Genomic DNA, 24,758 nt, shown 5'->3' with positions numbered 1-24,758 from the left:
GCTGATGGCATGGCGCGAATCCTCCCCACGTCATCGAATCAGATCCGCACCAGAGAGGGGATCACAAATGAGTCAGATACCGGCGCCTTTGGTATAACTATCGCAAACCACTGCCCCCGGCTCGTCGAATGCCGTTTCCGGCATGGACGCTGCAAAGCTCCTCCCGCAAACACCAGAACGGCGGGCGCGCTGCGAAAAACGGGACAGATCTGTCCCGGCCGCGCGCCGCCTCGGGTCAGGGTCGAGTTGATGAAGCATCCAGCAAGCCAGGCGCTGTTCGCCTATTGGGACGACAAGCGCGGCAACGCGCGCGCTCCGGAGCGCCAGGCGTTCGAGCCGGTCGAGATCCGCGAACTGCTCGGCGACACCTTCGTGTTGTCCTATGAGGCCGCCGAATCCGCCGGCTGCTCGTTCCGGGTCGCCGGCACCCGGCTCTGCGCGCTGCTCGGCCGCGACCTCAAGGGCGAAAGCTTTGCGGCGCTGTTCGCCGGCGAGAGCCGCGGCGAAATCGAAGACCTGCTGCGGCTGGTCGCCGAGGAAGCGCTGACCGCCGTCGCCGGCCTCAGCGCCACGGCGCCCGAGGGGTCGGTGACGCATCTCGAATTGCTGCTGCTGCCGTTCCAGGCGCGCGCGCATCGCCCGCTGAGCATGACCGGGCTGTTGGCCCCGCTCGAGTTCGGCCGCCGCAACCTCGGCGAATTGCATCTGACCTCGTGGCGGACCATGCGCCCGGCGCCGCGGCCCGGGGTGCGGAAGCTGCGCAAATGGACGGCGGCGCGCGGCTTCACGGTCTACGAGGGGCAGAGCTGATCACGCAGCGCCGCTCCGCGGGCGGCGGCGCGCCGCCCGACATTCGGCCCTGCGCCTTGTTGGTCCAATAGCATTCGCAGGCCCGCGCCATCAGCCCCGCAGGGTCGACGATGTCGATGCGGCCGCGGGTGTAGCGAATGACGCCGGCCTCCTGCAGCGCGCCGGCGACCAGCGACACGCTGTTGCGCCGCACGCCGAGCAGCCGCGCCAGCACTTCCTGGGTCAGCGGCAGGCTGTCGCTGAGCGCGAGGTCCCGCATCCGCGCCAGCCGCCGGCAGATCCGCGCCGCCAGATCGTGCGACGCGTTGCAGGCCGCAAACTGCTCGGTGCGGACCAGCTCGCCCCATTGCTGCTGCATCAGCAGCGCGCGCAGCGGCTCGCTGGCGGCGACGGCGAGCAGAAACGGCTTGGCGTCGATGACGCTCGCGGTGCCGGCAAACTCGACCACCGCGCCGGTCGGCGAGCTGCCGCCGTTCAGCACCGCGGAGGCGCCGAACACGCCGCAGCGGCCGACCATCGCCACTTCGATGGTCTCGCCGTCCGCCAGGTTGACGATGCTGGAAATGATCCCGCTGTGCGGGAAGTACACCCTCGTCAACAGCCTGCCGGATTCGATCAGCACCTCGCCGAGCGCCAACGCCACGGTCCGCAGCTCGGGGCGGAGCACGTCGAATGCCGGCTGCGGCAGCGACGCCAGGAGCTGATTGGGCGGTCGTCGGTACAGAGCCATGATCGGGTGCCGGTCGGAGAAGGACGCTGCCAGAGTCGGCGAAGCGTACAATCCTGCGGACAACCTTTAAGGGCAATAACGCTCATATACCCCATTTTTGGCAGACACAAAAAGGGCGCGGTCCGAGAGTGATGCGGCGGGTGATTCGGCAAAAGCCGACATCCCGTCGTAGCGCGACAACGACCGGGAGGCGGGAATGCCACGTATTCTGCTCGTCGATGACGACCCGTTGATCCGATCCGGCATTCGAGCCTGGCTGGAAGCCGAACATCACCACGTCGTCACCGCCGAGTGCGGCGTCACCGGGCTGAACGCGCTGCACGGCGCCACCTTCGATCTGATGATCGTGGATATCTTCATGCCGCACATGCGCGGCTTCGAATCGGTCCGGGTGTTTCACCAGAATGCACCGCGGGTGCCGTTGATCGCGATCTCCGGCTACGTGTTCGCCGAAAAGCGCACGCCGGCGCCGGACTTCCTGGCGATGGCGCTGGAACTCGGGGCGACGCGCTGCCTGCGCAAGCCGTTCCTGCCCTCGACGCTGCTGACCGTGATAGAGGCCTGCCTGCAGGAACAGTCCGTGCCGAGATTGAACGTCGCCAGTGCAAGATAGTCTCGAGGTGATGGACCGCGACAGTTTCTGGTTTCGCTCGATCGTCGATTCGGCGTCCGACGGAATCCTGCTGATTGACGCCAACGCATGCGTGCGGGTGTTCAATCCGGCCTGCGAGCGACTGTTCGGCTACACGTCCGCGGAAGTGATCGGCCACAAGGTCACGCAGCTGATGCCGGGCCAGGACTATCTGTGGCAGCACGGCAGCGTGTCCTCCGGCTTCGGGCGGCGCAAGGACGGATCGATCTTCCCGCTCGACCTGTCGGTCGGACAGGACAACTCCAGCCACACCGTCGCCTTCGTCGGGATCGTGCGCGATCTCACCGAGCGGCGGCGCGCCGCCCAGGCGATGCGCGACAGCGAACGCAACTATCGGCTGCTGGTCGAAGGCGTCACCGACTACGCCATCTACATGCTCGATCTCGACGGCCACATCACCAGCTGGAACTCAGGCGCGCAGCGCATCAAGCAATACACCGCCTCCGAGGTGCTCGGTAAGCACGTCAGCGGGTTCCACACCGAGGAGGAGCGCCAGCGCGGCGTGCCCGAGCAGCATCTGGAGATCGCCAAGCAGACCGGACGCTACGAGGCCAATGGCTGGCGGCGGCGCAAGGACGGCAGCTTGTTCTGGGCCCATGTGGTGATCGAGCCGCTGCGCAACGAGCGCGGCCAGCCGATCGGCTTTGCCAAGGTCACCAGCGACATCACCGAACGCCGCCGCGCCGAGCAGGTGATCCGCGAGGCCGACGCCCGCATCAATACGCTGATCGAAACCGTGGTCGACGGCGTGCTGCTGTTCGGTGCGGACGGCGAGATCCAGATCTTCAACGCCGCCTGCCAGCGGCTGTTCGGCTACCGCGCCGAGGAGATGATCGGGCAGAACGTCAAGATCCTCATGGACCGCGCCGACGAAGTCGAGCTCGGCCTGTTGCTCGGCCAGGAGCACCAGCTGGCCGGAACGGTGCGGGAAATGACAGGGCGGCGCAAGGACGGCTCGGCCTTCCCGATGGACCTCTCGGTCGGCGAAGCGCGGCAGGACGGCGAAGTCGTCTACGTCGGGGTGATCCACGACCTCACCGATCGCAAGCGCACCGAACAACAATTGGTGCAGGCGCAGAAGATGGAGACCGTCGGGCAATTGTCCGGCGGCATCGCGCACGACTTCAACAATTTGCTGACGGTGATCGTCGGCAACGCCGAATTTCTCGGCGAGCAGCTGAAGACCCGGCCGGACCTGCGCAGCCTCGCCGACGACATCGGCCGCGCCGGCGAGCGCGGCGCCGACCTGACCCAGGGGCTGTTGGCGTTCAGCCGCCGGCAGACGCTGCGGCCGGTCGAGATCGACTGCAACGAGCTGTTGCATTCGATGCACAAATTGCTGCAGCGGACGATGCGCGAAGACATCGAGGTGAGGACCGATTTCGAAACCGACCTGCACTCGCTGATGGCGGATCGCGCGCAGCTGGAGTCCGCCATCATCAATCTCGCGCTCAACGCTCAGGATGCCATGGACGGCGGCGGCCGTCTCAGCATCACCACCGCCAACGTCTCGCTGGACGATCATTATCAAAGCGCCCATCCCGAGGTGCGGCCCGGCGAATACGTGCTGATCGCGATCACCGACGATGGCGAGGGCATGCCGAAGGAGGTGCTGGGTCGGGTGTTCGAGCCGTTCTTCACCACCAAGGAGGTCGGCAAGGGCAGCGGGCTCGGCTTGAGCATGGTGTACGGCTTCGTCAAGCAGTCCAACGGCCACGTCTCGATCTACAGCGAGCCCGGCCTCGGCACCACCGTGCGGATCTATCTGCCGTCGCTCGCCGCGAAATCGCTGCAGGTCGCCGCCGAGCCGGTGATCGCGCCGTTCCACCCGCCGCCCACCGAGGTGGTGCTGATCGTCGAGGACGACCCCTTCGTGCGCTCCTACGCGGTGATGTGCCTGCGCAGCCTCGGCTATACCGTGCTGTCGGCGGTCGACGGCAACGAGGCGCTGCAAATCCTCGGCAGCGACGCGCGGATCGACATCCTGTTCACCGACATCGTGATGCCGGGCGGCACCAACGGCTGGGACCTCGCCGAGCGCGCGCAACAGATGCGCCCCGAGATGCGGGTGCTGCTGACCTCCGGCTATGCGCTGGAGACCATGACCTCCCGCGCCCGGATCCGCGAGGGCGCGGTGATCCTCACCAAACCCTATCGCAAGGCCGATCTCGCCCGCCGGCTGCGCCAGATGATCGACCCGGCCGCGCTGCACTGACGAGACCAGCCTCAGCCTGCGTCCAATGCGACCGCGGGCGCGCCCTGCTTTTCGTTATCATGACATCGTCGTCGCGCCGGCGCATAACGCTAACGAGGCGTTAACTGCGGCGACCTTAGGGTTGCAACGAGTCCCGACAACCGTGCGACCGGTGGAATGATGGCGTTTGCCGAAAGACAGTCAGTTCACCCGGCGGCCGAAGAGCGGCGGCGATTTCAACGCGTCAAAGTCCATCTGCTGGGCCGCTACATGCTGCCGGACCGCCGCGAATTCCCCTGCCAGGTCATCAACATGTCTCCCGGCGGGCTGGCCATGCTGGCGCCCGGCATCGGCAATGTCGGCGACCGCGTGATCGCCTATCTCGACCACATCGGCCGGGTCGAAGGCAAGATCACCCGCATCATCGACAACGGCTTTGCGATGACGGTCGGCGCCACCCCGCGCAAGCGCGACAAGCTCGCCGCGCAGCTGACCTGGCTCGCCAACCGCGACATCCTCAACCTGCCGGAAGACCGCCGCCACGACCGTATCGTGCCGCGCAATCCGATCTCGATCCTGCGGCTCGAGGACGGCAGCCAGCAGAGCTGCCGGATCATCGACATGTCGTGCTCTGGTGCGGCGATCGCCGCCGAATTCCGGCCGCCGCTGAAATCGCAAGTGGCGCTCGGCCGGGTGCAGGCCCGGGTGGTCCGCCACCTCGAGGACGGCTTCGCGCTGGAGTTCATTCACGAGCAGCTCGCCGAGACACTCGAAGACAGTGTTACCGCGCGGTAAACCGCGGCGACCGCCAAATCCCGATTCTGTCGATCATTGAAGGGCGTAGCGGCGCGGCCGCGACGCCTTTAGCGGCCTTGCACGCGCCGGTCCGCTGGTTAATGCGGCCGCGGTTTGCCGCCTCCCGCCCGCGATTTTGCTGACGCCGCCGGTTAATGGCTCAAATTTGAGTCAATTGGGAGAATACGCAATTTTACGCGCATTCGATTCAAGTATAGCTCAAACTAACCGCTGATTTGAACCAGACTTGGCTCAATTGTACTTGTTGTACTTAGCGGCCGCGCAAAGCCTCTGTGCAAAACATGGTCCCAACAAGAAACGGGGGCCACAATGTTTGGGTACAGGGGATCACGCACCGCGCTGGCAGCTGCCGCCGCCGTGTTCGCAATGACGACAGCTGCTTTCGCCGCCGGCGAGCGGGTGATGTATGCCAGCCTCGGCGACATGACGCGCGCGCCGATCGGTTGGGTCGAATTCTGCTCCGACACGCCGCAGGACTGCCGCGGCGGGCCGTCGCAGCCGCGCGATATCGTGATGTCGCAGTCCACCTGGAAGGACCTGCTGCGGATCAACCGCTGGGTCAACGACACCATCAAGCCGATGACCGACATGGATCATTGGGGCGTGGTCGAGCGCTGGTCGATTCCGACCGACGGCTATGGCGACTGCGAGGACTACGTCTTGATGAAGCGCAAGATGCTGATCGACGCCGGATGGCCGCGCGAAGCGCTGCTGATCACCGTGGTGCGCGACACCAAGGGCGACGGCCACGCGGTGCTGACGGTGAAGAGCGACAAGGGCGAGTTCATTCTCGACAACCAGAACGAAGAGGTCGTGGCCTGGACCGAGACCGGCTATCGGTTCGTGAAGCGTCAATCGCAGAGCGATCCGAACGTCTGGGTGGCGCTGGGCGACTCCCGGCCGGCGGTGGCAACCGCCAGCGCCCAACAGCGCAAGTAATCGTCACGACGTAACCATTCAGGAGAATCGCGGCCCGGTCACACCCCACCCCTCCCCGTCCCCGACCGGATCGTGCGCGGCCAGCTCTTCCCCCAAAGAGCTGGCCGCAATTTTTTGCGAGGCGCTTGCAGGACGCGCACGGGACCGCAGCGGCGAATCGCGCCCGACGGCGAGGCCGCGCGCACGCGGCCGCCGTCACTATAAGGAGTCCGCCAGCGCGCTTGGCGCCACCCGCCGGGTCAGCTTTCGACCGAGACCCGCGCCACCGCGGTCTTCGCCCGCTGCTTCAGCAATTCGAGCTTGTCTTTCACGTCGCTCATCGACTTGGCGTCGAAGTCGCGGAAGATAAAGGCGTGCAGCGCCTCCCACCGCGCCGACAGCTCGGCGATCTGCTGCCGCGCCGGTTCCGACAGCGACATCAGCACCACCCGGCCATCGGTGGCCGAGGGCACCCGGGTGATCATGCCGCGCCGCTCCAGCACCTTGGTCTGGGTGGTGACGAAGGTCGAGACGGCATGGATCTTCGCGGAGACGTCCCCCACCGAGACGCCGCTGCCCTGGTCGAGATCGCTGATCGCCATCAGAATCAGCCACTGCGAGCCGCTGATGCCGAACAGCTTCGCCCACGACCGGCGAATATCGTCCAGATGATTGCTGATCGACACAAAGTCCCAGATGATCTGGTGCGACAGTCCGAAATCCCGATGCCCGTCACCCGACCCGGCCCGCTCACTCGACTTCGGTGAAGCCGCAGGATTGCCCCCGTCGTGTTGGGCAGTACGCAGAATCGGCATTGCGCAAAACCTCCATCGATTCGTCCCTCTCGCCGTCGTTTCATTGTCCTTGGGCCGAGGCCGGCAGGACCGAACGACGTGTTTCTTCTTATCTACGCCATCGAAGAGCGAACCGCAGATCAGTCATCGGCCGCGCCGGGAGCCTATTTGTTGCGCGGAGCGCAAAGATAGGCGGCAAGACTAGGTCGATTACGTTAAGGCTAACACCGAGACAACTGGCGGTTAACCCAAAAAGGGGTCGTCCTCTTCGTATTATGACACTGTGGTAACACCCTGTTGCAAGATTACAACAAATACCTGCAAACCCGATATGTATTTATCTTCGACATTTCTTTGAGCAGGGCAGTTCTGTATGTTCCATCCTGCGGACGGAGGGGGGCACCTCGAAGTCGTCCCGACGGAAGCTCCTTACGAGCTTACCGGCGGGTAAACGGGCAAACCAGTTTCGACGGGCACTGTTCCCGCGTTGGTCTGTCCACTAGGCAAACTTGGAGGTTTCACATGAATTTTGTTAAGGGCCTTATGCTCGGCACTGCTGCGACGTTCGTCGCCACCGCCGGCGCTCAGGCGGCCGACCTTCCCCTGAAGGCCAAGGCAGTCGAATACGTCAAGGTCTGCTCGCTGTACGGCGCAGGCTTCTACTACATCCCCGGCACCGACACCTGCATCAAGCTCGGCGGCTATCTGCGCGCTGAAGTCGGCTTCAACACCTCGGGCGCGACCGAAACCCCGGCTTGGAACGGCAACGCCGGCCAGCAGAACCGCCTGCAGAACCAGGCCCAGTACCGCGCCCGTCAGGACATCACCATCGACACCCGCACCGCCACTGAATACGGCGTTGTCCGCACCTACTTCGACTCGGTGTTCACCTGGACCACCGGCGGCACCAACTCCACCGTCGCTGGCGGTGAGCTCGGCGTCTACTTCGCGTTCGTGCAGTTCGCCGGCTTCACCTTCGGTAAGGCCGTGTCGCAGTTCTCGACGCCGTGGAACGGCTCCCCGGGCAACATCGGTTCCAACCTGCTCGGCGGCGACGACACCTCGACCGGCGTCAACCAGATCGCCTACACCGCGCAGTTCGGCAACGGCATTTCGGCCTCGGTCAGCCTCGAAGATCCGTACGGCTATCGTCAGGCCCAGGGCGTGCAGAACGTGTTCAACACCGACGGCGGCGGCTCCGCTTCGACTTGGCTGTCGGGCACCGGTCCGGGCACCGGCGTCAACTACGTTGCCGGCACCCAGATCCCGGACATCGTCGGCCAGCTGCGCGTTGACCAGGCCTGGGGCCTGTTCCAGGTGTCGGCCGCGGCGCACCAGATCCGCGCCAGCTACTACACCGCCGCCGAAAACAGCGGCCATCCCGGTGACAAGTGGGGCTATGCCGTTCTCGCCGCTTTGTCGCTCAAGAACCTGCCCACCGGCCCCGGCGACACCATCAACCTCGATGGTACCTACGCCAACGGCGCCACCCGTTACGTAATCTCCGGCACCGGCAGCATCAACAACATGGCGATGTTCGGCGGCACGAGCGCTGCCGGCGCGTACGAGAGCGTCGGTCTCGGCACCTCGGTTGACGGCGTGTTCGGCACCAACGGTGACATCCAGAAGACCACTGCTTGGGGCGTCCGTGGCGCCTTCAACCACAACTGGAACCCGAACTGGTCGACCTCGTTGTTCGGCGCCTACACCTCCATCGACTTCGGTGGCGCTGGTGGTGATCTGTACACCATCGGTCTGCGCAGGGCGGTCGGCGGTACCTTCACTGGCACCCCGAACTTCAACATCGCGCAGATCGGTACCGTCACCCGCTGGACCCCGGTCAAGAACCTGACCTTCTCGGGCGAAGTGATGTACACCCAGCTCGACCAGAACTACAGCGGTACCACCGGTGTGACCACGGCTGTCGGCACCAACCCGGCTGGCGTGCGGTACGAGTTCAAGGATCAGGACACCTGGACCGGCGCCGTCCGCGTTCAGCGGAACTTCTGATAGACGACCACGAAAGGAGACTAACCTCTCTTCTTTAACCTCCAAGAAACCTCCGGCGATGCCCCGCCGGAGGTTTTTTTTGTGCGTTTTTCGGCGCGTCGAATCAGCCGCAGGCGGCTGATTCGACGCGAGCCGCGTCGCGCGGCCGATGATGCCGCCCGCTCAGCAGCCTTTGCAGATGCTCTTGACCTTGCGGTCGACGGCGCGGTCCTGCGCATCGACCGCGGCGTCGCCGGTGGTCGGCGGCGAATCGATCGAGCCGCCGGTGCCGCCCGGCGCGCCGCCGCGGCCGCCGCCGGACGACGCAGCGGTGCCGAGCGAGTTGGTGCCGGGCGATGCAGCCGAGGTGCCGAGGCTCCCGCCGCCCGCCCCGCCGACGCCGCCGGATGCCGCGCCCCCTGCTCCGCCGCTGCCGCCCCCGGCGCCGCCGCCGGAGCCTTGAGCCGCCGCGGCGGTGGCCAGCAGCAGGCTGGCAAGGACGATGAACTTCGGAAGATGACTGCGCATATGAGGCTCCTTTTCGGACCAACAGGAGCGCTCCCGCTCGGTTCCGAACGGACCGCCGGATTCGCCGTGGAACCATTCGCCGCGACCGCGGCTTAGTCCGCGCCGCAACCGCCGGCGGCGCAGGGACGGACCGGGATTTTGCGCAAGTTGATCGGCTTCGATGACGACACGCTCGACAAGCTGACCCAGCTCGGCCGCGACCGCATGGCGACGCTGCAGGAGCTCGCCGACGAAGCCTTCGCCGACCTCCTGAAGAAGCACGGCATTCCGATCGACCTGAAGGACGCGCTGCGCCGCAGCGCCGGCGTCTCCAACAAGCCTGCGACGACAAAACGCAACAGCCAGGGAGCCAAGCGATGACACCCGACCCGTTCGAAGAAGGCCAGCGCGCCGCGCGCATGACGATTCCGGCCGAAGCCAACCCCTATCGCGAGGGCACCGACGAGAATTCGCTGTGGGCCGCAGGCCACGAACGCGTCGCCTCGGAGCTCGAGGCCGGCGAATCGGAAGGCACGTAGTTGCCGCGCCGAGCCGGCGCGACGTAACGGCGCCGCCTCAGCCGATCCTGCTGAGCCCCTTGGCGTAGCGCTGGCCGTTGCGCACGTAGAACGCGGCGCCGACGGTCAACGCCGCGACCTGCTCGGGCTCCAAGGTGCGGATCACCTTGGCGGGCGAGCCGATGATCAGCGAGCGTTCGGGAAACACTTTGCCCTCGGTGACAACCGCGCCGGCGCCGACGACGCAGCCGGGCCCGATTCGCACGCCGTTCATCACGATGGCGCCCATGCCGATCAGCACGCCGTCTTCCACCGTGCAGCCGTGCAGAATCACGTTGTGGCCGATCGTGCAGTTGCGGCCGACGGTCAGCGGAAAGCCGGGATCGGTGTGACAGGTGGCATTGTCCTGCACGTTGGAGCCTTCGCCGATCTCGATCCACTCGTTGTCGCCGCGCAGCACCGCGCCGAACCACACGCTGACCGAGCTGTGCAGCCGGACCTTGCCGATTACCGAAGCGCTGTCGGCGATGAAATGGCTGCCGTCGGCAGGCAGTTCCGGGCTTTGCCCGTCGAGTTGATAGATCGCCATGGTGTTTTCCTGGATTGCTGCGCGGTATCGCTACACGACTTCGAACCCGGATTCAAAGTCCGCGCGCGGTTCAACCCAGCAGGCCAACGGCCCTCAGGGTCATCATCACCACGGTGCCCGACATCATGCTCCAGAACCCGGCGAGCACCGTCGCCATCATGACGAATTCGGCGCGGCGGCGCTGCACCTGGCGGCCCCGCAGGGTGTTGCGCATGATGATGAAGGGCGCGGCGAACACCAGGAACGGCACCGTGGCGATGGTCTTCGGCGCCGCGCCGTCCTGCAGCAGTCCGAAGCCGGCCTGGCGTCGCGCCAAGGCCTGATAGCCGCTGGTCAAGGCGCCCGCCAAGGCGAACCCGAGCATCAGCGAGAACAGGTTGTTCCAGGCATCGGGCGACATCGCTTTGACTCCACACACTGCGTCCCGCGTGTGATCGCAGAACCAGGCGGGGGCCGCCACCGCATCCTTAAGAAAGGGTTAATGTCACAGGCTTTGGACGCTGCGCGAGGCAGCCCTGCGGCTCCGCAAAAATCGCCGGAAGCCGGCGGCGCGTGGCATATTCACGGCTGATTCGCGACCGCCCCCCTCCTGCAATGACGTATCGCAATGGCCCTGCTTTCATCGGCTGACAAGGCGCCGCCGGGCCGCCGCAAGCCGCGCCGCGCGCCCACCTGGCCGATCGTGGTGGCGAGCCTGACCGCCGCCGCCGCGGTGACGCTGATCGGCTATCTGCTGTGGCCGACCTTTCGGGCCGAGCAAGCCGGCGATCCCGGGCGGATCCCGATCGAGGTCGGCGCCACGCTGTTCAACGTGCCGACCGACGCGTTCCGCATCAAGGTGCAGAAGCATTCCGGGCCGCAGGAGCGCGTCGACCTGAATTTCAGCTATCCGTCGCTCGATCCCCCGGCAAAGCCGAAGCACGTCAGCGTCGACGGCGCCGGCGAGATCGCCCAGCCGATCGACCGGATTTTCCTGTCGATCGCCGCGCACCACGACGCGATGTCGCCGGAGACCCGGTTGCGCAGCATCTTCCCGCGCTATCTCGAGCCGGCCGCCCAGAGCGCGCCGGACGGCCTGACCAAGCGCACGTTCCGCGAGGGCACGCCCTACGCCGCCGAGGATCTGTTCACGGCGACGACGCCGGCTCTGGCCGCGCGGTGCACCCGGGACGGCGTCACGCCCGGCATGTGCCTCAGCGAACGCCGGATCGACGGCACCGATCTGACCTTCCGGTTTCCCCGGCAATGGCTGTCGCAATGGCAGGACCTCGCCGCCGCGCTGGACCGGCTGACCGCGCAGCTGCATGGGTCGCGCGGCTAATCTCCGCGCGGATCGTCCTTCGCCGGCAGCTTCGCCACCGGCAGCGGCGCGAACGCGACGGATTGCGAATCGCCGCCGAGAAACGCCGAATCCAGAAAGCCGCCGCGCGACGCATCGCCGCCGGCCTCCTCGCCATGCGCGGCAACGACGGCGTTGTCCGGCGCCGGCGGCGCGTCGCCGGAGCCGAACTGTTCGGCGCGGCCGCGCTGCGGATGGCCGCGGGCGATCTCCACCCGGGCGCTCTCGGCCTTGCGGGCGATCTTGGCGGAGTATGGCAGCCGATAGGCCCGCGGCACCCCGCTCGGCAGATTGTCGGCGTCGAGTTCCTCGACCCACAGATGGATCGCGCCGGGCTCGTTCAGCGCCGCATTCGGCTCGACGCTGCGCGCCCACAGCAATTGAAAGCGCGGCGGCAATTTGGCGTAGGCCGACCAGCCGAGCAGGCCTTCGCTGCGCAGATACACCACCGCGTAGAACGCGCTGGTGACGACGATCGCCGCGACTTTCACGCCCCACGGCAGCCGCGCCCGGAGCAGCGCCAGCAGCAGCAGCAGCGTGCCGAGCAGCGCGTAGCCGAACGAGAGAGTCAGTATTTCGCCGCGCAGGCTCATGCCGCCCTACCCTGCATTGCGCGGCTTGCGCAGCGTTTGCACCAGCGACTTGTTGTTGCGGTTGACCTCGAGCACCTTGCCGGCGCGATCCAGCACGAAGCGCACGGCAGTGACCTCATAGCCGCCATGATCGAGCTCCAGCGTGTCGTAATACACCACCTGCACGGTCGGATTGAGCTTCTCGACCTTCACCGTGGCCGGCACCGGCTGCCCGGTGAGTGCCGCGAAATGATAGATGTTGACGGTGTATTCGCCGGCCACCACGCCGCAGATGCTGACGATCTCCTGGCGGATCGGCGACGACACCTTCTGGCCGTTGACCATGATGAAATCGTTCAGCCCGCCGCGTGGCGGGAATTGCTGTGGCGCGACGGCGTCTATCGCGAGGCGCTGCTGCCGGCTGTTCCAGGTTCAGGAAGACGAATGCCGGGCGCTGGCGCGCGACCTGCACGACGAATTCGGCCAATGCCTCACCGCCACCGCCGCGCTCGCCGCGGCGATCGAGACCGGCGCCACCGAGCCAGCGCCGCCTTCGCGCTCAAAGCGTTCGAAGCCGGCGTGCGCGGCTACATCACCAAGAGCAGCGCGCCGCCCGAATTGTTGCGCGCGATCGCCACCGTCGCCCGCGGCGGCCGCGCCGTCAGCGAGGACATCGCCCGCGAAGTCGCGGCCGAGCGCTTGGGCAGCGAGCGTTCACTGGTGGAGGAGCTGGGCCGCGCGAGACCGAAATCCTGCGGCTGGTGGCGTCGGGCTGGACCACCGAGGAGACCGCCGGGTCGCTCAATCTCAGCGCCAAGACCGTGCAGAACTATCACTACCAGATCAAATCCAAGATCGGCGCGCGCACCGACGCGTATCTGGTGTGGCTGGCGACCGCGGCCGGGCTGGTGACGCTGGAGAGCAGCACCGGGCCTGCGGCGGGATGAGCTGATTGTCGAATCGATCCGATCAAAACAGCTGGTCATTCCGGGGCGCGAGCCCGCAGGGCATGCGAGCCCGGAATCCATACGCCGCAGTGCTCGCGCCCCGGAATGACGGCCGACTTGTTGGCTGGCGCGTCACCCCGAAGGTCGCGCGACGAAGTCCGGTTCAGCCGACGTCGGCGAGATCGTCTTCCAGAATCGCCATCTGGAACTGGAACGAGCGGTCTTCGTCCTCGTCGTCGACGAACAACACGCCGATGAATTCCTCGCCGATATAGACCTCGGCCGAATCGTCCTTCTTCGGCCGCGGCACCACCCTGATCTTCTGGTTGCCGAACAGGCGCTTGAGATAGGCGTCGAGTTTCCTGACTTCCTGAACGTCCACGGATGTCTCCAATGCGTTGACTGTATGCGTTTGACTGTTGGCGATGCTTTAGTGCGGGACGCCGCGCGCCGCTAGACGTTTGTGCCGGGCGCGGTCACAAAGGTTTGGACAATCACAGCCCGATCGCGTTCAGCATCTGGTTCATGGTGCGCGACGGCTCGGCGCAGCCGGCCTCGCCGACCACCTTGGCCGGCACCCCGGCGACCGTGACGTTGTGCGGCACCGCCTTGACCACCACCGAGCCCGCGGCGATCCGCGCGCAATGCCCGACCTCGATATTGCCGAGGATCTTGGCGCCGGCGCCGATCAACACGCCGTGGCGGATCTTGGGATGACGGTCCTCATGTTCCTTGCCGGTGCCGCCGAGCGTCACGCCGTGCAGGATCGAGACGTCGTCTTCGATCACCGCGGTCTCGCCGACCACGAGCCCGGTGGCGTGATCGAGGAAGATGCCGCGGCCGATCTTGGCGGCCGGGTTGATATCGGTCTGAAACACCGCCGAAGAGCGGCTCTGCAGATAGTACGCAAAATCCTTGCGGCCCTTGTGATACAGCCAATGCGCCAGACGATGGGTCTGCAGCGCGTGGAAGCCCTTGAAATACAACAGCGGATCGATGAAGCGCGCGGTCGCCGGATCGCGGTCGAACACCGCCACCATGTCGGCGCGAAACGCGTTGCCGATGTCGGGGTCGTCGCGCAGCGCCTCCTCGAAGGTCTGGCGGATCAGGTCGCCGGACAGCGCCGCATGGTCGAGCCGCTCCGACACCCGATGCACCACCGCCTCTTCCAGACGATCGTGATGCAGCACGGTGGCGTAGATGAACGACGCCAGTTCGGGTTCGCGGCGCACGATGTCCTCGGCCTCGACCCGGACGCGGTCCCACACCGGGTCGAGCGCGGTCAGCCGGGGGGTCTGGGTATTGACCTGATGCATCGACATGCGGTTCTCGCGATTTCAAAGTTACCTGGCGATTATAGCACGGCCGCCGGGCCGCTGTCCTGCCGCCGCAACGGGCTCGCGATGGCCGGTTAACTTTGCCCTAAATGATTGATGCGGAACATTTTATCCGCAAACTCCGGCGGCCTGCCGAGGTCGTCAGGCAACAGGTGGCGCGCGATCCGAATAAATCAAGCTGCAACTTACAACCGTTCTGAGCTTGTCAGACCGTCCGAAATCGGGGAAGTCCCTGACATGTCAGATGACGTCAGCACACCGATCCCGCGCGGCCGTCGCGTCGAATTTGCCTCGGCCTGGGTCGTCGCCCTGGTCGTGCCGCTGTTGTTGCTGCTGCCGGCGTTCTGGAACGCCTATCCGCTGTTGCAGTACGACACCGGCGGCTATCTGGCGCGCTGGTACGAGGGTTATCTGGTGCCGAGCCGCTCCACCGTGTTCGGGCTCTATCTGCATTTCGGCGAACCGTCGTATTTCTGGATCGATCTCGGCGTCCAGGCGCTGGCGACGCTGTGGATCCTGCAACTGACGCTGCGGCTGTTCGGCATCCGCACGCCGCTGCGGATTCTGGTGACCTGCGCCTTGCTGACCCTCACCACCGCGCTGCCGTGGCTGGCCAGCATGCTGCTCACCGATATCTTCGCCGGGCTTGCGGTGCTGGCGCTGTTCGTGCTGATCGTGCACGGCAATGAGGTCTCGCGGCTGGAACGTGGCCTGCTGATGCTGTTCACCGCGTTCGCCGCCGCCACCCACAGCGCCACGCTCGGCGTGTTGTTGGGGCTGTGCTTGGCAGGCCTGCTGGCGCGGCCGCTGCTCGGGCCGCGGATTCCGCTCGCCGGATTAGGTCGCGGATTCGCCGCGCTGGCCGCCAGCGCGGTGATGCTGCTCGCCGCCAACTTCGCACTGTCCGGACAAGTGGCGTGGACGCCGGGCGGCGTCGGCGTCGCGTTCGGGCGCATGCTGCAGGACGGCATCGTCGCGCGCTATCTCAACGATCATTGCGCCACGCTGGCGCTGAAGCTGTGTCCCTATCGCGACGCGCTGCCGGCCACCGCCGATGATTTTCTCTGGGGCAAGAGCATGTTCAACACGCTCGGCCGCTTCCAGGGCATGGACGACGAGATGGGCTTCATCGCGCTGCATGCGCTGGCGGACTATCCGCTGTGGCAGGCGGAGGCGGCGCTCACCGCGACCGCGCAGCAACTCACTCATGTGGCCACCGGCGAAGGCACCAACGGCTGGATCCCGCATACTTACGGCATCATCGAGCGCTATCTGCCCGGCCAGGTCGCGGCGATGCGCGCCGCGCGGCAGCAGCATTGGGATATCGACTTTGCCAGTATCAACCGCGTGCACGTCCCGGTCGCGCTGGGCTCGATGGCGATGCTGATCGCGATCCTCGGCCACGCGCTATGGCGGCGCCGGCTCGACGACGTGTCGCTGCTGGCGGCGACGGTGTGTCTCGCGCTGCTCGGCAACGCCGCGATCTGCGGCGTGATCTCCGGCCCGCACGATCGCTACGGCGCCCGCATGGTGTGGCTGGCGAGCTTCGTGGTGCTGATCGCCGCCAACCGCCGGTTCGGCGACGACCAGCGGCCCCAGAGTCCGAGCGAAGAAGTGATCAACTAAGTCCGGCGTTAGAGTTCGTCATTGCGAGGAGCTGTTGCGACGAAGCAATCCAGGGCTGCGCGTGACGCCCCTGGATTGCTTCGCTGTTCGGCCGGCGCTGCGCGCCGCCCTCGGCTCGCAATGACGAAGAACATTTTGCTCGGTGAATTTTCGATCAGGCGCTCAGGGACGCCGCGACAAGAACGCCAGCACGCCGTCCTTGTAGACCCGGTCGCCGACCGCGCGCATGTGATCGCGCCGCGGAATGTCCAAGACCTCGGATCCGGGAATGATCTGCTGCAATTCGTGCGCTGAGCCTGCGATATCGTCGGTGGTGCCGACCGCGATCAGCACCGGCACCGCGATGCCGGCCGCCTCCTCGACCGACATCAGCCGCCGCGAGCCGCGCAGGCACGCCGCCAGCGCCGCACGATCGGAGCGGGTCTGCTCGGCGAAGGCCCGAAAGGTGCGGCCCACCGGATCGGTGACGTCGTCGAGCGAGGCCGCCTGCAGCGCGCTGACGACGTTTTCGCCGGGGCCGCCGCCTTTCACGAGCCCGATGCCGAGCCCGCCGAAGATCGCCGAGCGCACCCGCTCCGGGTGACTGCGCGCCAGAAAAGCCGTGATCCGCGCGCCCATCGAGTATCCCATCACGTCGGCACGCGGCAGCGCGAGATGATCCATCAGCGCGCGTAAATCGCCCGCCATGGTGCCGAGGTGATAGTCCTCCGGATCGTACAGCTTGCTCGACTCGCCGTGGCCGCGATTGTCGAAGGCGATGACGCGACGACCGCTTCTCTGCAACTCCGCCACCCAGCTCGGATACACCCAGTTGACGTTCTTGTTCGAGGCAAAGCCGTGGACCAGAACGATCGGCTCGCCCTCGCCTTCATCCAGATAGGCAATTTCAACGCGGCCGTTGTGAAAGCTCGGCATCGATCCGTCCGTGGCTGAGGAAATGGCAGGGTGAGACGAGGCTCGGCCGATGGCCTGGCTCGCGGGGTGAGACGGGTAGTTTAACGCGGCGCGCTCAGCGCCGCCAGCGGCAACGGCGGCAGTTGCGGCATGGCTGCCGCCTTCGCGGCCGCCAATGCCGCTTGCCGGCGCGCGCGCTTGTCGCGGCGGCGGCGCAGCCACCACCAGGTGGCGCGTTCCGTCGCCGCCTTGATCGAACTCACGACGCCGAACAACGCGAACACAACCCAGAGCAGCCACGACGACAGATTGAAGGCGCCGAGCGACAGGACCAACGCGCTGCGGCCGAGCAATTTGAGGATGCCGCGAGTCTGGCCGGGCTTCGATTCCGCGAGGCGTGCGGCGCGGGCGATGTCCTTCGGCCCCTCGGCGATCTTCAACGTGTCGAGCGCGCCGCGGGTGCCGAGCTTATCGCCGATCCGTCCGACGTCCTTGGCGACGCGGACGAGGTCGCCGGCCTTGTCGGCGCGGAACGCCGCCTTCACCGCGCGGACGGTCTCCGCGGGCTTGCTCAGCGCGCCCTCCGTCAAGGCGGTGCGCAGCGCCGGCGTATCGACCACGTCACGCGCGGAGCGCCCGGCCCAGCGCGACAGCCCGGCGCCCAGCCGCCCGAACTTGCGGGCGTCCTTGACCAGCGTCAGCCCGGCGCGCAGCGGCGTCGCGCCGCCGATCGAAACAAACGTCGCCGCGGTGACCGCGAGCCCGGCGGCGGCGAGCCCGAGGATCAGCCGATCGGGTTCCTCGCCGGCCACCAGGCGCTGACTTTGATTAACCACGTCGCGCACGTCGCCGAACACGAACAGATCGCCGGCGACGCTGCCGGACAGGCTGGCGGCGTCCTCGCCATTGCCGGTGAGCAAGCCGGTGGCAAACCGCTTGGCGACTTGCGTGGGGCTATGATCGAGCGCCACCGCGGCGGCGACGCGGGTCTTCAGCTCGTCGGACAGCACGATGCCTTTGTCCGCCGCAAGCGCGACCAGACTTTGGGCAAGATCGGAGTCATTTTGCGCCAATGCGCCATAGATGTTCTGCTCGATCAGCTTGGGGGCCGAGCGCAGTGCGGAACTAATTTGCACGTCTGCGAGCTGCGCGGGATCATCCTGCGCATCCAGCAAGGCGCCGGCGTGCTTGGCCTGCGGCCAAGCCAGCAGCAACATCGCCACGCAGAGTGAAGTTCCTGCCAGCGCCGATCCGCTCTGCAAACGGGTCATCGCATCCTCTTTGCTGTGCTCTCTATGAGTTGGTGCGTCATTTTTCGGACACAACCGCCCCGACGAAAGAAGGGCTTCTCCAAGGCCACGGGATTGTGTCGAATTTCCGCGGGCGAATGGCCGTCGGCCGCTCTAGGAATCAAGAACCGTGAACAGTATGGTGCGCGCACCATGCTGTGTTCGTTCGTCGCGACCATAAGGTGAAGAACATGTCCGACCACGTCGTCCCTCACTTCCACAATGATGCCGGCGTTCCGATCATCGAGATCGGTTCGAAGGAATTCATGTGCGTGGGGGCCAACCCGCCGTTCGATCATCCGCATGTGTTTCTCGACCTCGGCAACGACAACGAAATCATCTGCCCGTATTGCTCGACATTGTATCGCTACGCGGCGGACCTGTCGGCCGGCGAGGCGCGACCTCCGGAATGCGTGCTGCAGGATAAGGTGGCCTGATCGCAACCTTGACGCCCTCTCGAACCATCGTCGTCGCCGGCGCCGGGATCGGCGGATTGACGGCAGCGCTGGCCCTCGCCGCGAAGAACTTCAACGTTCTAATTGTTGAAAAGGCGCAGCGGCTGGAAGAAGCCGGCGCCGGATTGCAGCTGTCGCCGAATGCAAGCCGGGTGCTGGTCGACCTCGGTCTGCGGCCGCGATTGGAACCGGCCGCCATCACCCCCGACGCCGTCACCATCTACAGCGCCCGCAGCGGCGGCGAACTGGTTCGCCTGCCGCTCGGCGAGGCGGCCGCGCTGCGCGCCGGCGCGCCCTATTGGGTGATGCATCGCGCCGATCTGCAGAGCGCGCTGGCGGCGCAGCTGCGCGCCCACCCCAACATCGAGCTGCGGCTCGGCTGGCAGTTCGAAGAGGTCGACAGCGACGCCAACGGCGTGATGGTGACCACCCGCAACGGATTATCGCGCGCGCACCAGCAGGCGTTGGCGCTGGTCGGCGCCGACGGCATCTGGTCGGCGGTGCGCCGTCAGCTACTTCCCGACGCCCAGCCGCGGTTTTCCGGACTGATCGCCTGGCGCGGAACTTTTGACGCCGGCCGCTTGCCGGGCGGCGCCCCGCTCACCGGCGTGCAATTATGGATGGGCCGCAACGCCCATCTGATCGCCTATCCGATTTCCGCCGGCCGCCGCATCAACATCGTGGCGATCGTGCCGGGCACCTGGAACCGGCCGGGCTGGAGCGCGCCGGGCGAACCCCGCGAGATCAAGAGCCTGTTCGCCCCGCCGCACTGGCCGGCCGCGGCCGGCCGCATGATCGGCGCGGTGGAGGGCTGGCGGCGCTGGGCGCTGTTCACCATGCCGGACGGCGGAGCCTGGGTTCACGGCGCCGCGGCGCTGCTCGGCGACGCCGCGCACGGCATGCTGCCATTCGCCGCGCAGGGCGCCGGCATGGCGATCGAAGACGCCGCGGTGCTGGCGCAGTGCCTCGGCGACGTCACAACGCCCGAGGCGGTTCCGGCGGCGCTGCAGCGCTATGCGACGCTGCGGCAACCCCGCGTCACCCGGGTGCAGCGCACCGCGCGGCAGAACGGCCAGATCTATCACCTCGCCGGCGCAGCGGCGCTGGCGCGCGACCTGGCGATGCGCGCTTTGGGCGGCCAGCGGCTGCTGGCGCGGCAGAGCTGGATCTACGATTGGCGGCTCTGAGGCGGCGGCGTTGCGCAGGCCGACCGCGGGTCAGTGCCCGGGCTTGCCGGGCCGCGCCGGCGGGGCGGCCGGCGCCGGCGCCGCACTGACGCATTTGTTGCGGACCCACACCTCGTCGGCAAGCTTGGCCTGGGCGCGCACCGTGATGTAGCTGTTGCGATAGGCGACTTCCGCCATCACCGCGCCGCCGGTGCCGGTCTGCGCCTTGGCGATCAGCCGGTCGAGTTCGGCGGTCTGCGCCGCCAGCGACTTGCGTTCGACCTCGAGCTGGCTGCACTCCCACAGATCGTATTTCGCCGGATCGACGAAGGCCACCGAGGCGGCGCTGTCGCCGATCCCGGCGCAGCCGCCGAGCGCGGCCGCCAACGCCAGCAGCGCCGCACAGCCCAGCAGCGCCCCACAGTCAGCGAGCGGCTTTGAAAGATATCGTTGCGGCCGATCGGTCATGTCGTTGCGTGCCCATTCTTGTCTGCCGCCGGGTCAAGCCACGGCCAGGTGACCGCAATGAGGCCGATGGCGAATCGTGTTGCCGGCTGGCGCTCGATGCCCCCCGGCCAGCCTGGTGCGGACGGCGGGAATCGAACCCGCACGACGTTGCCATCGAGGGATTTTAAGTCCCTTGCGTCTACCAATTCCGCCACGTCCGCATCGCACCCGGCCCATCCGCCCGCAGGCGACCATCCAGGCCGGAAACGGCCACATCCATAGTCGAGCCCGCGGCGCAAAGCAAAGCCTGTGCGTCCCGTCAGGCGGCGCTGGCGCGGCGGCGGTGCAGCGCCTCGCGGATCAGCGGCAGCCGGTCGTTGCCGAAATACATGTCGGTGCTGTCGACGAAGATCGTCGGCGAGCCGAAGCCGCCGCGCGCCATCACCTCGTCGGCGTTGGCCTTGAGCTGGTCCTTGATCGACGGCTCGGCGATGCCGGCGAAGAACGCCGCCGGATCGACGCCGACCCGCTGGCAGATCTCGTGCAGCACGGCGTCCATCGAAATGTCGAGGTCGTCGCCCCAATAGGCTTCGAACACCTGGGTCGCGAACGGCAGCATGGCGCGGGCGTCGTCGCGGCCGAGCCAGAGGCAGCCGCGCATCGCCTTCACGCTGTTCACCGGAAACACCCGCGGCGGCATCTTGATCGCGAGCCCCGCCGCGCGCGCCCAATCCGCCAGGTCCTTGATCATGTAGGCGGCCTTGGCCGGCACCGGCCGATCGCGCTGCGTATAGACGCTGGGATTGATGCTGTTGAAGATGCCGCCGACCAGGATCGGCCGCCACACGATCTGCTCGCCGAACTCGTCGGCCAGCGGCTGGATGTTGTGGAAGGCCAGATAGGTCCAGGGGCTCGAGCAGTCGAAGAAGAATTCGATCATCGGGATGTCCTCCGGTTGTTTTCTTGTTTGGTTTGATCTTGTGCTGCGGCTCGGCGTCAATGTTGCTCGCGCCGTCACCGCAACATCGGACGTCATCCTCCGCGAAAGCGGAGGACCCAGTATTCCAGAGCGTTGACGTCGACATCCGGCGCTCTGGGATACTGGGTCGCCCGGTCAAGCCGGGCGATGACGCCTGCCGACGGGGCTCACGTCGCGCCCCATCGAGGCGCGTCCCTCACTGCTGCGCCTGCGCATGCGACGGCGCGTCGACGCCGAACATGATCTTGCGCGCCTGCTGATCCATCGGCTGGGTCTCCTGCTTGCCGAGTGCGAGCCCGGCCTGCAGCTTGGGCCGCGCCCGCAACGTCGCGTACCAGCGTTTGACGTTGGGATAGTCGTCAAGCGAAAGCCCCTGCGCCTTGTGGGTCATGATCCAGGGAAAGCAGGCGATGTCGGCGATCGAGTAGTCGCCGGCGATATAGTCGCGCGCGGCGAGCTGGGTATCGAGCACGCCGTACAGCCGTTTCGCCTCGCGCGTGTAGCGATCGATCGCGTAAGCGATCTTCTCCGGCGCATAAAGCAGGAAATGACCGTTCTGCCCGAGCATCGGGCCGAGCCCGCCCATCTGCCACATCAGCCATTGCAGCACCTCGAACCGCGCGCGCGTATCCTGCGGCATGAAGCGGCCGGACTTCTCCGCCAGATAGATCAGGATCGCGCCGCTCTCGAACATCGCAAGCGGCTCGCCGCCGCCGATCGGATCGCGGTCGACGATCGCCGGCATCCGGCCGTTCGGGCTGAGCTTGAGATACTCCGGCTGGTGCTGATCGCCGCGGCCGAGCTGCATCGGATGCAGCTCGTAGGGCAAGCCGCATTCCTCCAGCATGATCGAGATCTTCCAGCCGTTCGGCGTCGGCGCGTAATACAGCTCGATCATGCGGGCTCCCTCGTGACGCAGGTTTTGCGGCGATCCTAGCCCGGCAGTCTCCCGGGCGGCAATGCCATGTACGAAGCGGCCAGGGCATGGCACATAGGTGGCAAATCAACGGGGAGAGAATGCCGATGCTGTTTCCGACCACGATCGCGGGTTCATTGCCGAAGCCGGAATGGCTCGCCGAACCCAACACGCTGTGGGCGCCGTGGAAATCCTGTGGCGCGGAATTGGCCCGTGCCAAGCGCGACGCCACGCTGCTGGCGCTGAAGGTGCAGGAAGACGCCGGCATCGATATTCTCACCGAGGGCGAACAGGCGCGGCAGCATTTCGTGCATGGCTTTCTCGAAGCCGTCGAGGGCATCGACTTCGCCCACAAGGTGGAGATGGGAATCCGCAACGACCGCTACAAGGCGATGGTGCCGCAGGTGGTGGCGCCGCTGCGGTTGAAGGGCCGCGTCCACGCCTTCGAGGCCGAGATCGCCCGCGCCCACACCATCCGCAAGCTGAAATTCACCCTGCCCGGCCCGCTGACCATCATCGACACCATCGCGGATAGTTACTACGGCGACCGCGTCAAGATGGCGTTCGCCTTCGCCGAATTGTTGAACGAGGAAGCCAAGGCGCTCGAAGCCAGCGGCATCGACATGGTGCAGTTCGACGAGCCGGCGTTCAACGTCTACATGGACGAGGCCGCCGACTGGGGCGTCCGCGCGCTGGCGCGGGCCGCCGAGGGGCTGACTTGCGCCACCGCCGTGCACATCTGCTACGGCTACGGCATCAAGGCCAACACCGACTGGAAGGCGACGCTCGGCGAACAGTGGCGGCAATACGAGGAGATTTTCCCGGCGATCGACGACAGCCCGATTGGGCAGGTCGCGATCGAATGCCGCAACTCCAAGGTGCCGCTGGAACTACTCGGGCTGCTGAAGGGCAAGATCGTGCAGGCCGGGGTGATCGACGTCGCCAGCGATACGGTGGAGACGGCGGAAGACGTCGCCGCCACCATCGAGGCGGTGATGAATTTCGTGCCGAAGCAGAACATCATCGCCACCACCAATTGCGGCATGGCGCCGATGCGCCGCGACATCGCCGAGGCGAAGCTGATGGCGCTGGGCGCCGGCGCGGCGCTGGCGAGAAAGAGGTTCGGGTGAGTAATAGCTCCGCCATGAGTGCGACGCGGTCGTTCTAATAGCAGCCGCGCCTCACCCACAACGCCGTCATCCTGAGGTGCGAGCCGGCCCACGCGGTTGGCTTAACCGCAGCTGATAACGTCAGGCGAGCCTCGAAGGATGCGGCTCCAGGCACGTGCGGCGCATCCTTCGAGGCTTGCTGATCGGCGCCGCGCGCCGATCAGCAAGCGCCTCAGGATGACGTCGGAGCGTGTTGCAACGGCGACAGATGCAGCCGCGGCCGATAGCCGGCGGCGAGCGCGCGGAGCGTCGAGGGCGGCGTGAGTAATTGGGCATCGAGTGGTGCCGCGTCGACGCCACGATAGCCGTCGAACGACCAGAGCAAAGCACGGCCGTTGACGATCAGGTAGCACGCGGCGCCTGCGATTGCCGGGGCCGCCGGCTGCTTCGGCGTTACGGCAGCTCGGAGTATCACGCCCGCCTGCAGCATCGCGCCGTCGGGCAATTGCTCGATCGCGCTAGGCAGCGGGTGCAGTCGCTTGGCGCGGCCGGCGAGCCGCTCGGCGTGCAGCACCGCGTCGATGTCTTTAGCGCTGGCTCGCGCGAGACCGTTGCCGCGCTGCCAGGCATCGCGAAATTTTTCCGCGTCGTCGCAGCGGCAGAGGAAGCACGGCCGATGCCCGGCGGCGAGCGCGGTGGCTTCGTCGAGGAAGAACAGTTCGGTCCAGCTCTGCCGCGCCATCACCGCGCGGCGGCGGCCGCGGAACTCGCAGACGCAAGTAATCCACGCCTTGCTGCTCCAGCGCCTGGTCAGCAGCGTCCTGGTCGCCGGATCGTGGATGATGCCGCGGTTGCCGGTGAACAGCCCGCGCGGCGGCGCCGCGACGATCTCGCCCGTCGGCATCACGCGGTTCTGCAGCGGCATCGATCACCTCCGGCGCCCATGCTGGCCGACGCAGCTGCTCCGCTTGCGGCGCGCTCCTTCTCCCCGCTGGCGGGAAGAAGGGTGGGATGAGGGGGCGTCTCACCGCGGGGGCGGACTTCCAGATCACCGAATCCACCCCCGAGGAGGCGCCCCCTTGTATCTGCCCATTGAGCAAAATGTGCGATGGAAGCGGCTTAGCGCGTTGGCCGGTGGCCACCGGCCAACGCGCGCGGCGATGAC

The 24,758-nt window shown here is 66.6% G+C and carries 29 protein-coding genes, 1 tRNA gene and 1 pseudogene; 15 read left to right on the top strand and 16 right to left on the bottom strand.

The genetic code is table 11. From position 1 onward, the window contains the following. Positions 1–249 precede the first annotated feature (249 nt). Positions 250–810, top strand: coding sequence for a PAS domain-containing protein (locus HNR60_RS23115; protein ID WP_184262608.1), 561 nt, complete (start codon positions 250–252; stop codon positions 808–810). Here the strand turns inward: HNR60_RS23115 and HNR60_RS23110 are convergent. Next, positions 785–1,540, bottom strand: a complete 756-nt coding sequence (locus tag HNR60_RS23110; protein WP_184262606.1) for a Crp/Fnr family transcriptional regulator — start codon at positions 1,538–1,540, stop codon at positions 785–787. The genes HNR60_RS23115 and HNR60_RS23110 overlap by 26 nt on opposite strands. Before the next feature lie 196 nt (positions 1,541–1,736). On the opposite strand from HNR60_RS23110, the gene HNR60_RS23105 reads away from it, so the two are divergent. The 4 genes from HNR60_RS23105 to HNR60_RS23090 all read left to right on the top strand — a co-directional run bounded on the left by HNR60_RS23105 (position 1,737) and on the right by HNR60_RS23090 (position 6,141). Beyond that, complete coding sequence (locus HNR60_RS23105) at positions 1,737–2,153, top strand: response regulator transcription factor (protein ID WP_184262605.1); 417 nt, start codon at positions 1,737–1,739, stop codon at positions 2,151–2,153. Beyond that, the gene (locus HNR60_RS23100; RefSeq protein ID WP_347339372.1) at positions 2,143–4,407 is read left to right on the top strand and encodes a PAS domain-containing hybrid sensor histidine kinase/response regulator; all 2,265 of its coding nucleotides are present in this window, start codon (positions 2,143–2,145) and stop codon (positions 4,405–4,407) included. The genes HNR60_RS23105 and HNR60_RS23100 overlap by 11 nt, the downstream gene beginning before the upstream one ends. Before the next feature lie 156 nt (positions 4,408–4,563). Continuing rightward, positions 4,564–5,181 (top strand): PilZ domain-containing protein, encoded by a 618-nt coding sequence (locus HNR60_RS23095; protein WP_430695033.1) that lies wholly within the window; start codon positions 4,564–4,566, stop codon positions 5,179–5,181. A 330-nt stretch (positions 5,182–5,511) separates the two neighbouring features. Further along, the gene (locus HNR60_RS23090; protein ID WP_184262603.1) at positions 5,512–6,141 is read left to right on the top strand and encodes a transglutaminase-like cysteine peptidase; all 630 of its coding nucleotides are present in this window, start codon (positions 5,512–5,514) and stop codon (positions 6,139–6,141) included. A gap of 239 nt (positions 6,142–6,380) precedes the next feature. Here HNR60_RS23090 and HNR60_RS23085 read toward each other — a convergent pair whose 3' ends face one another. Beyond that, complete coding sequence (locus tag HNR60_RS23085) at positions 6,381–6,806, bottom strand: MarR family winged helix-turn-helix transcriptional regulator (RefSeq protein WP_430695032.1); 426 nt, start codon at positions 6,804–6,806, stop codon at positions 6,381–6,383. Positions 6,807–7,436: 630 nt separating this feature from the next. Here HNR60_RS23085 and HNR60_RS23080 point away from each other — a divergent pair. Continuing rightward, positions 7,437–8,924, top strand: a complete 1,488-nt coding sequence (locus HNR60_RS23080; RefSeq protein WP_184262600.1) for a porin — start codon at positions 7,437–7,439, stop codon at positions 8,922–8,924. Between the two features lie 162 nt (positions 8,925–9,086). Here the strand turns inward: HNR60_RS23080 and HNR60_RS23075 are convergent, their stop codons facing one another. After that, complete coding sequence (locus HNR60_RS23075) at positions 9,087–9,431, bottom strand: hypothetical protein (RefSeq protein ID WP_184262598.1); 345 nt, start codon at positions 9,429–9,431, stop codon at positions 9,087–9,089. A 138-nt stretch (positions 9,432–9,569) separates the two neighbouring features. Here HNR60_RS23075 and HNR60_RS23070 point away from each other — a divergent pair, with 138 nt between their 5' ends. Both HNR60_RS23070 and HNR60_RS23065 read left to right on the top strand, forming a co-directional pair. Continuing rightward, on the top strand, positions 9,570–9,791 hold the full coding sequence (locus tag HNR60_RS23070; RefSeq protein ID WP_184262596.1) for a hypothetical protein: 222 nt from the start codon (positions 9,570–9,572) through the stop codon (positions 9,789–9,791). Next, positions 9,788–9,949, top strand: a complete 162-nt coding sequence (locus tag HNR60_RS23065) for a hypothetical protein (RefSeq protein ID WP_184262594.1) — start codon at positions 9,788–9,790, stop codon at positions 9,947–9,949. The genes HNR60_RS23070 and HNR60_RS23065 overlap by 4 nt, the downstream gene beginning before the upstream one ends. A gap of 37 nt (positions 9,950–9,986) precedes the next feature. On the opposite strand, the gene HNR60_RS23060 is transcribed toward HNR60_RS23065, so the two are convergent. Together HNR60_RS23060 and HNR60_RS23055 are read right to left on the bottom strand one after the other, a co-directional pair. Then, positions 9,987–10,517 carry a gamma carbonic anhydrase family protein gene (locus HNR60_RS23060; RefSeq protein ID WP_184262592.1) on the bottom strand — a complete coding sequence of 177 codons (531 nt, stop codon included), beginning with the start codon at positions 10,515–10,517 and terminating at the stop codon, positions 9,987–9,989. A 70-nt stretch (positions 10,518–10,587) separates the two neighbouring features. Next, entirely contained in the window at positions 10,588–10,917 is a 330-nt protein-coding gene (locus tag HNR60_RS23055; RefSeq protein WP_184262590.1) for a DUF6949 family protein, read from the bottom strand. 207 nt (positions 10,918–11,124) lie between these two features. Between HNR60_RS23055 and HNR60_RS23050 the strand changes: the two genes are divergently transcribed. After that, complete coding sequence (locus HNR60_RS23050; RefSeq protein ID WP_184262588.1) at positions 11,125–11,838, top strand: hypothetical protein; 714 nt, start codon at positions 11,125–11,127, stop codon at positions 11,836–11,838. Here HNR60_RS23050 and HNR60_RS23045 read toward each other — a convergent pair. Together HNR60_RS23045 and HNR60_RS23040 are read right to left on the bottom strand one after the other, a co-directional pair. After that, positions 11,835–12,449, bottom strand: coding sequence for a hypothetical protein (locus HNR60_RS23045; protein ID WP_184262586.1), 615 nt, complete (start codon positions 12,447–12,449; stop codon positions 11,835–11,837). The genes HNR60_RS23050 and HNR60_RS23045 overlap by 4 nt on opposite strands. Before the next feature lie 6 nt (positions 12,450–12,455). Beyond that, positions 12,456–12,773, bottom strand: coding sequence for a hypothetical protein (locus tag HNR60_RS23040; protein ID WP_184262584.1), 318 nt, complete (start codon positions 12,771–12,773; stop codon positions 12,456–12,458). Between the two features lie 73 nt (positions 12,774–12,846). Between HNR60_RS23040 and HNR60_RS23035 the strand changes: the two are divergent. Beyond that, a pseudogene (locus HNR60_RS23035) lies at positions 12,847–12,969 on the top strand (histidine kinase); the annotation flags it as partial. Positions 12,970–13,189: 220 nt separating this feature from the next. After that, the gene (locus HNR60_RS24525) at positions 13,190–13,375 is read left to right on the top strand and encodes a helix-turn-helix domain-containing protein (protein WP_184262616.1); all 186 of its coding nucleotides are present in this window, start codon (positions 13,190–13,192) and stop codon (positions 13,373–13,375) included. A gap of 163 nt (positions 13,376–13,538) precedes the next feature. On the opposite strand, the gene HNR60_RS23025 is transcribed toward HNR60_RS24525, so the two are convergent. Both HNR60_RS23025 and cysE read right to left on the bottom strand, forming a co-directional pair. After that, positions 13,539–13,757: a DUF3126 family protein gene (locus HNR60_RS23025; protein ID WP_184262582.1), complete on the bottom strand. Its 219-nt coding sequence runs from the start codon at positions 13,755–13,757 to the stop codon at positions 13,539–13,541. Positions 13,758–13,869: 112 nt separating this feature from the next. After that, positions 13,870–14,697 carry a serine O-acetyltransferase gene (gene cysE, locus HNR60_RS23020; protein ID WP_184262580.1) on the bottom strand — a complete coding sequence of 276 codons (828 nt, stop codon included), beginning with the start codon at positions 14,695–14,697 and terminating at the stop codon, positions 13,870–13,872. A 252-nt stretch (positions 14,698–14,949) separates the two neighbouring features. Between cysE and HNR60_RS23015 the strand changes: the two genes are divergently transcribed. After that, entirely contained in the window at positions 14,950–16,338 is a 1,389-nt protein-coding gene (locus HNR60_RS23015; RefSeq protein WP_184262578.1) for a hypothetical protein, read from the top strand. 162 nt (positions 16,339–16,500) lie between these two features. Here the strand turns inward: HNR60_RS23015 and HNR60_RS23010 are convergent, their stop codons facing one another. Further along, entirely contained in the window at positions 16,501–17,253 is a 753-nt protein-coding gene (locus HNR60_RS23010) for an alpha/beta fold hydrolase (RefSeq protein ID WP_184262576.1), read from the bottom strand. A gap of 80 nt (positions 17,254–17,333) precedes the next feature. Continuing rightward, positions 17,334–18,503, bottom strand: a complete 1,170-nt coding sequence (locus tag HNR60_RS23005) for a hypothetical protein (protein ID WP_184262574.1) — start codon at positions 18,501–18,503, stop codon at positions 17,334–17,336. Between the two features lie 209 nt (positions 18,504–18,712). On the opposite strand from HNR60_RS23005, the gene HNR60_RS23000 reads away from it, so the two are divergent. Together HNR60_RS23000 and HNR60_RS22995 are read left to right on the top strand one after the other, a co-directional pair. Further along, positions 18,713–18,958: a zinc-finger domain-containing protein gene (locus HNR60_RS23000; protein WP_184262573.1), complete on the top strand. Its 246-nt coding sequence runs from the start codon at positions 18,713–18,715 to the stop codon at positions 18,956–18,958. An 8-nt stretch (positions 18,959–18,966) separates the two neighbouring features. Continuing rightward, positions 18,967–20,163 (top strand): FAD-dependent monooxygenase, encoded by a 1,197-nt coding sequence (locus HNR60_RS22995; RefSeq protein WP_184262571.1) that lies wholly within the window; start codon positions 18,967–18,969, stop codon positions 20,161–20,163. Between the two features lie 30 nt (positions 20,164–20,193). Here HNR60_RS22995 and HNR60_RS22990 read toward each other — a convergent pair whose 3' ends face one another. The 4 genes from HNR60_RS22990 to HNR60_RS22975 all read right to left on the bottom strand — a co-directional run bounded on the left by HNR60_RS22990 (position 20,194) and on the right by HNR60_RS22975 (position 22,466). Beyond that, positions 20,194–20,610: a twin-arginine translocation pathway signal gene (locus HNR60_RS22990; protein WP_184262569.1), complete on the bottom strand. Its 417-nt coding sequence runs from the start codon at positions 20,608–20,610 to the stop codon at positions 20,194–20,196. 113 nt (positions 20,611–20,723) lie between these two features. Next, a tRNA-Leu gene (locus HNR60_RS22985) sits at positions 20,724–20,810 on the bottom strand. A 98-nt stretch (positions 20,811–20,908) separates the two neighbouring features. Then, a complete protein-coding gene (locus tag HNR60_RS22980; RefSeq protein ID WP_184262567.1) occupies positions 20,909–21,529 on the bottom strand; it encodes a 2-hydroxychromene-2-carboxylate isomerase in 621 nt (206 codons plus the stop codon). A gap of 235 nt (positions 21,530–21,764) precedes the next feature. Next, positions 21,765–22,466, bottom strand: coding sequence for a glutathione S-transferase N-terminal domain-containing protein (locus HNR60_RS22975; RefSeq protein ID WP_184262565.1), 702 nt, complete (start codon positions 22,464–22,466; stop codon positions 21,765–21,767). Between the two features lie 125 nt (positions 22,467–22,591). Here HNR60_RS22975 and HNR60_RS22970 point away from each other — a divergent pair, with 125 nt between their 5' ends. Continuing rightward, on the top strand, positions 22,592–23,614 hold the full coding sequence (locus HNR60_RS22970) for a methionine synthase (RefSeq protein WP_184262610.1): 1,023 nt from the start codon (positions 22,592–22,594) through the stop codon (positions 23,612–23,614). A gap of 211 nt (positions 23,615–23,825) precedes the next feature. Here HNR60_RS22970 and HNR60_RS22965 read toward each other — a convergent pair whose 3' ends face one another. Continuing rightward, positions 23,826–24,518 carry a hypothetical protein gene (locus tag HNR60_RS22965; RefSeq protein WP_184262563.1) on the bottom strand — a complete coding sequence of 231 codons (693 nt, stop codon included), beginning with the start codon at positions 24,516–24,518 and terminating at the stop codon, positions 23,826–23,828. Between the last annotated feature and the right edge of the window lie 240 nt (positions 24,519–24,758).

The sequence above is a fragment of the Rhodopseudomonas rhenobacensis genome (assembly GCF_014203125.1).
Taxonomy (GTDB): domain Bacteria; phylum Pseudomonadota; class Alphaproteobacteria; order Rhizobiales; family Xanthobacteraceae; genus Rhodopseudomonas_A; species Rhodopseudomonas_A rhenobacensis.
Note: the sequence above shows the minus strand (reverse complement) of the source record. Positions and strands in the feature narration are given on the sequence as shown.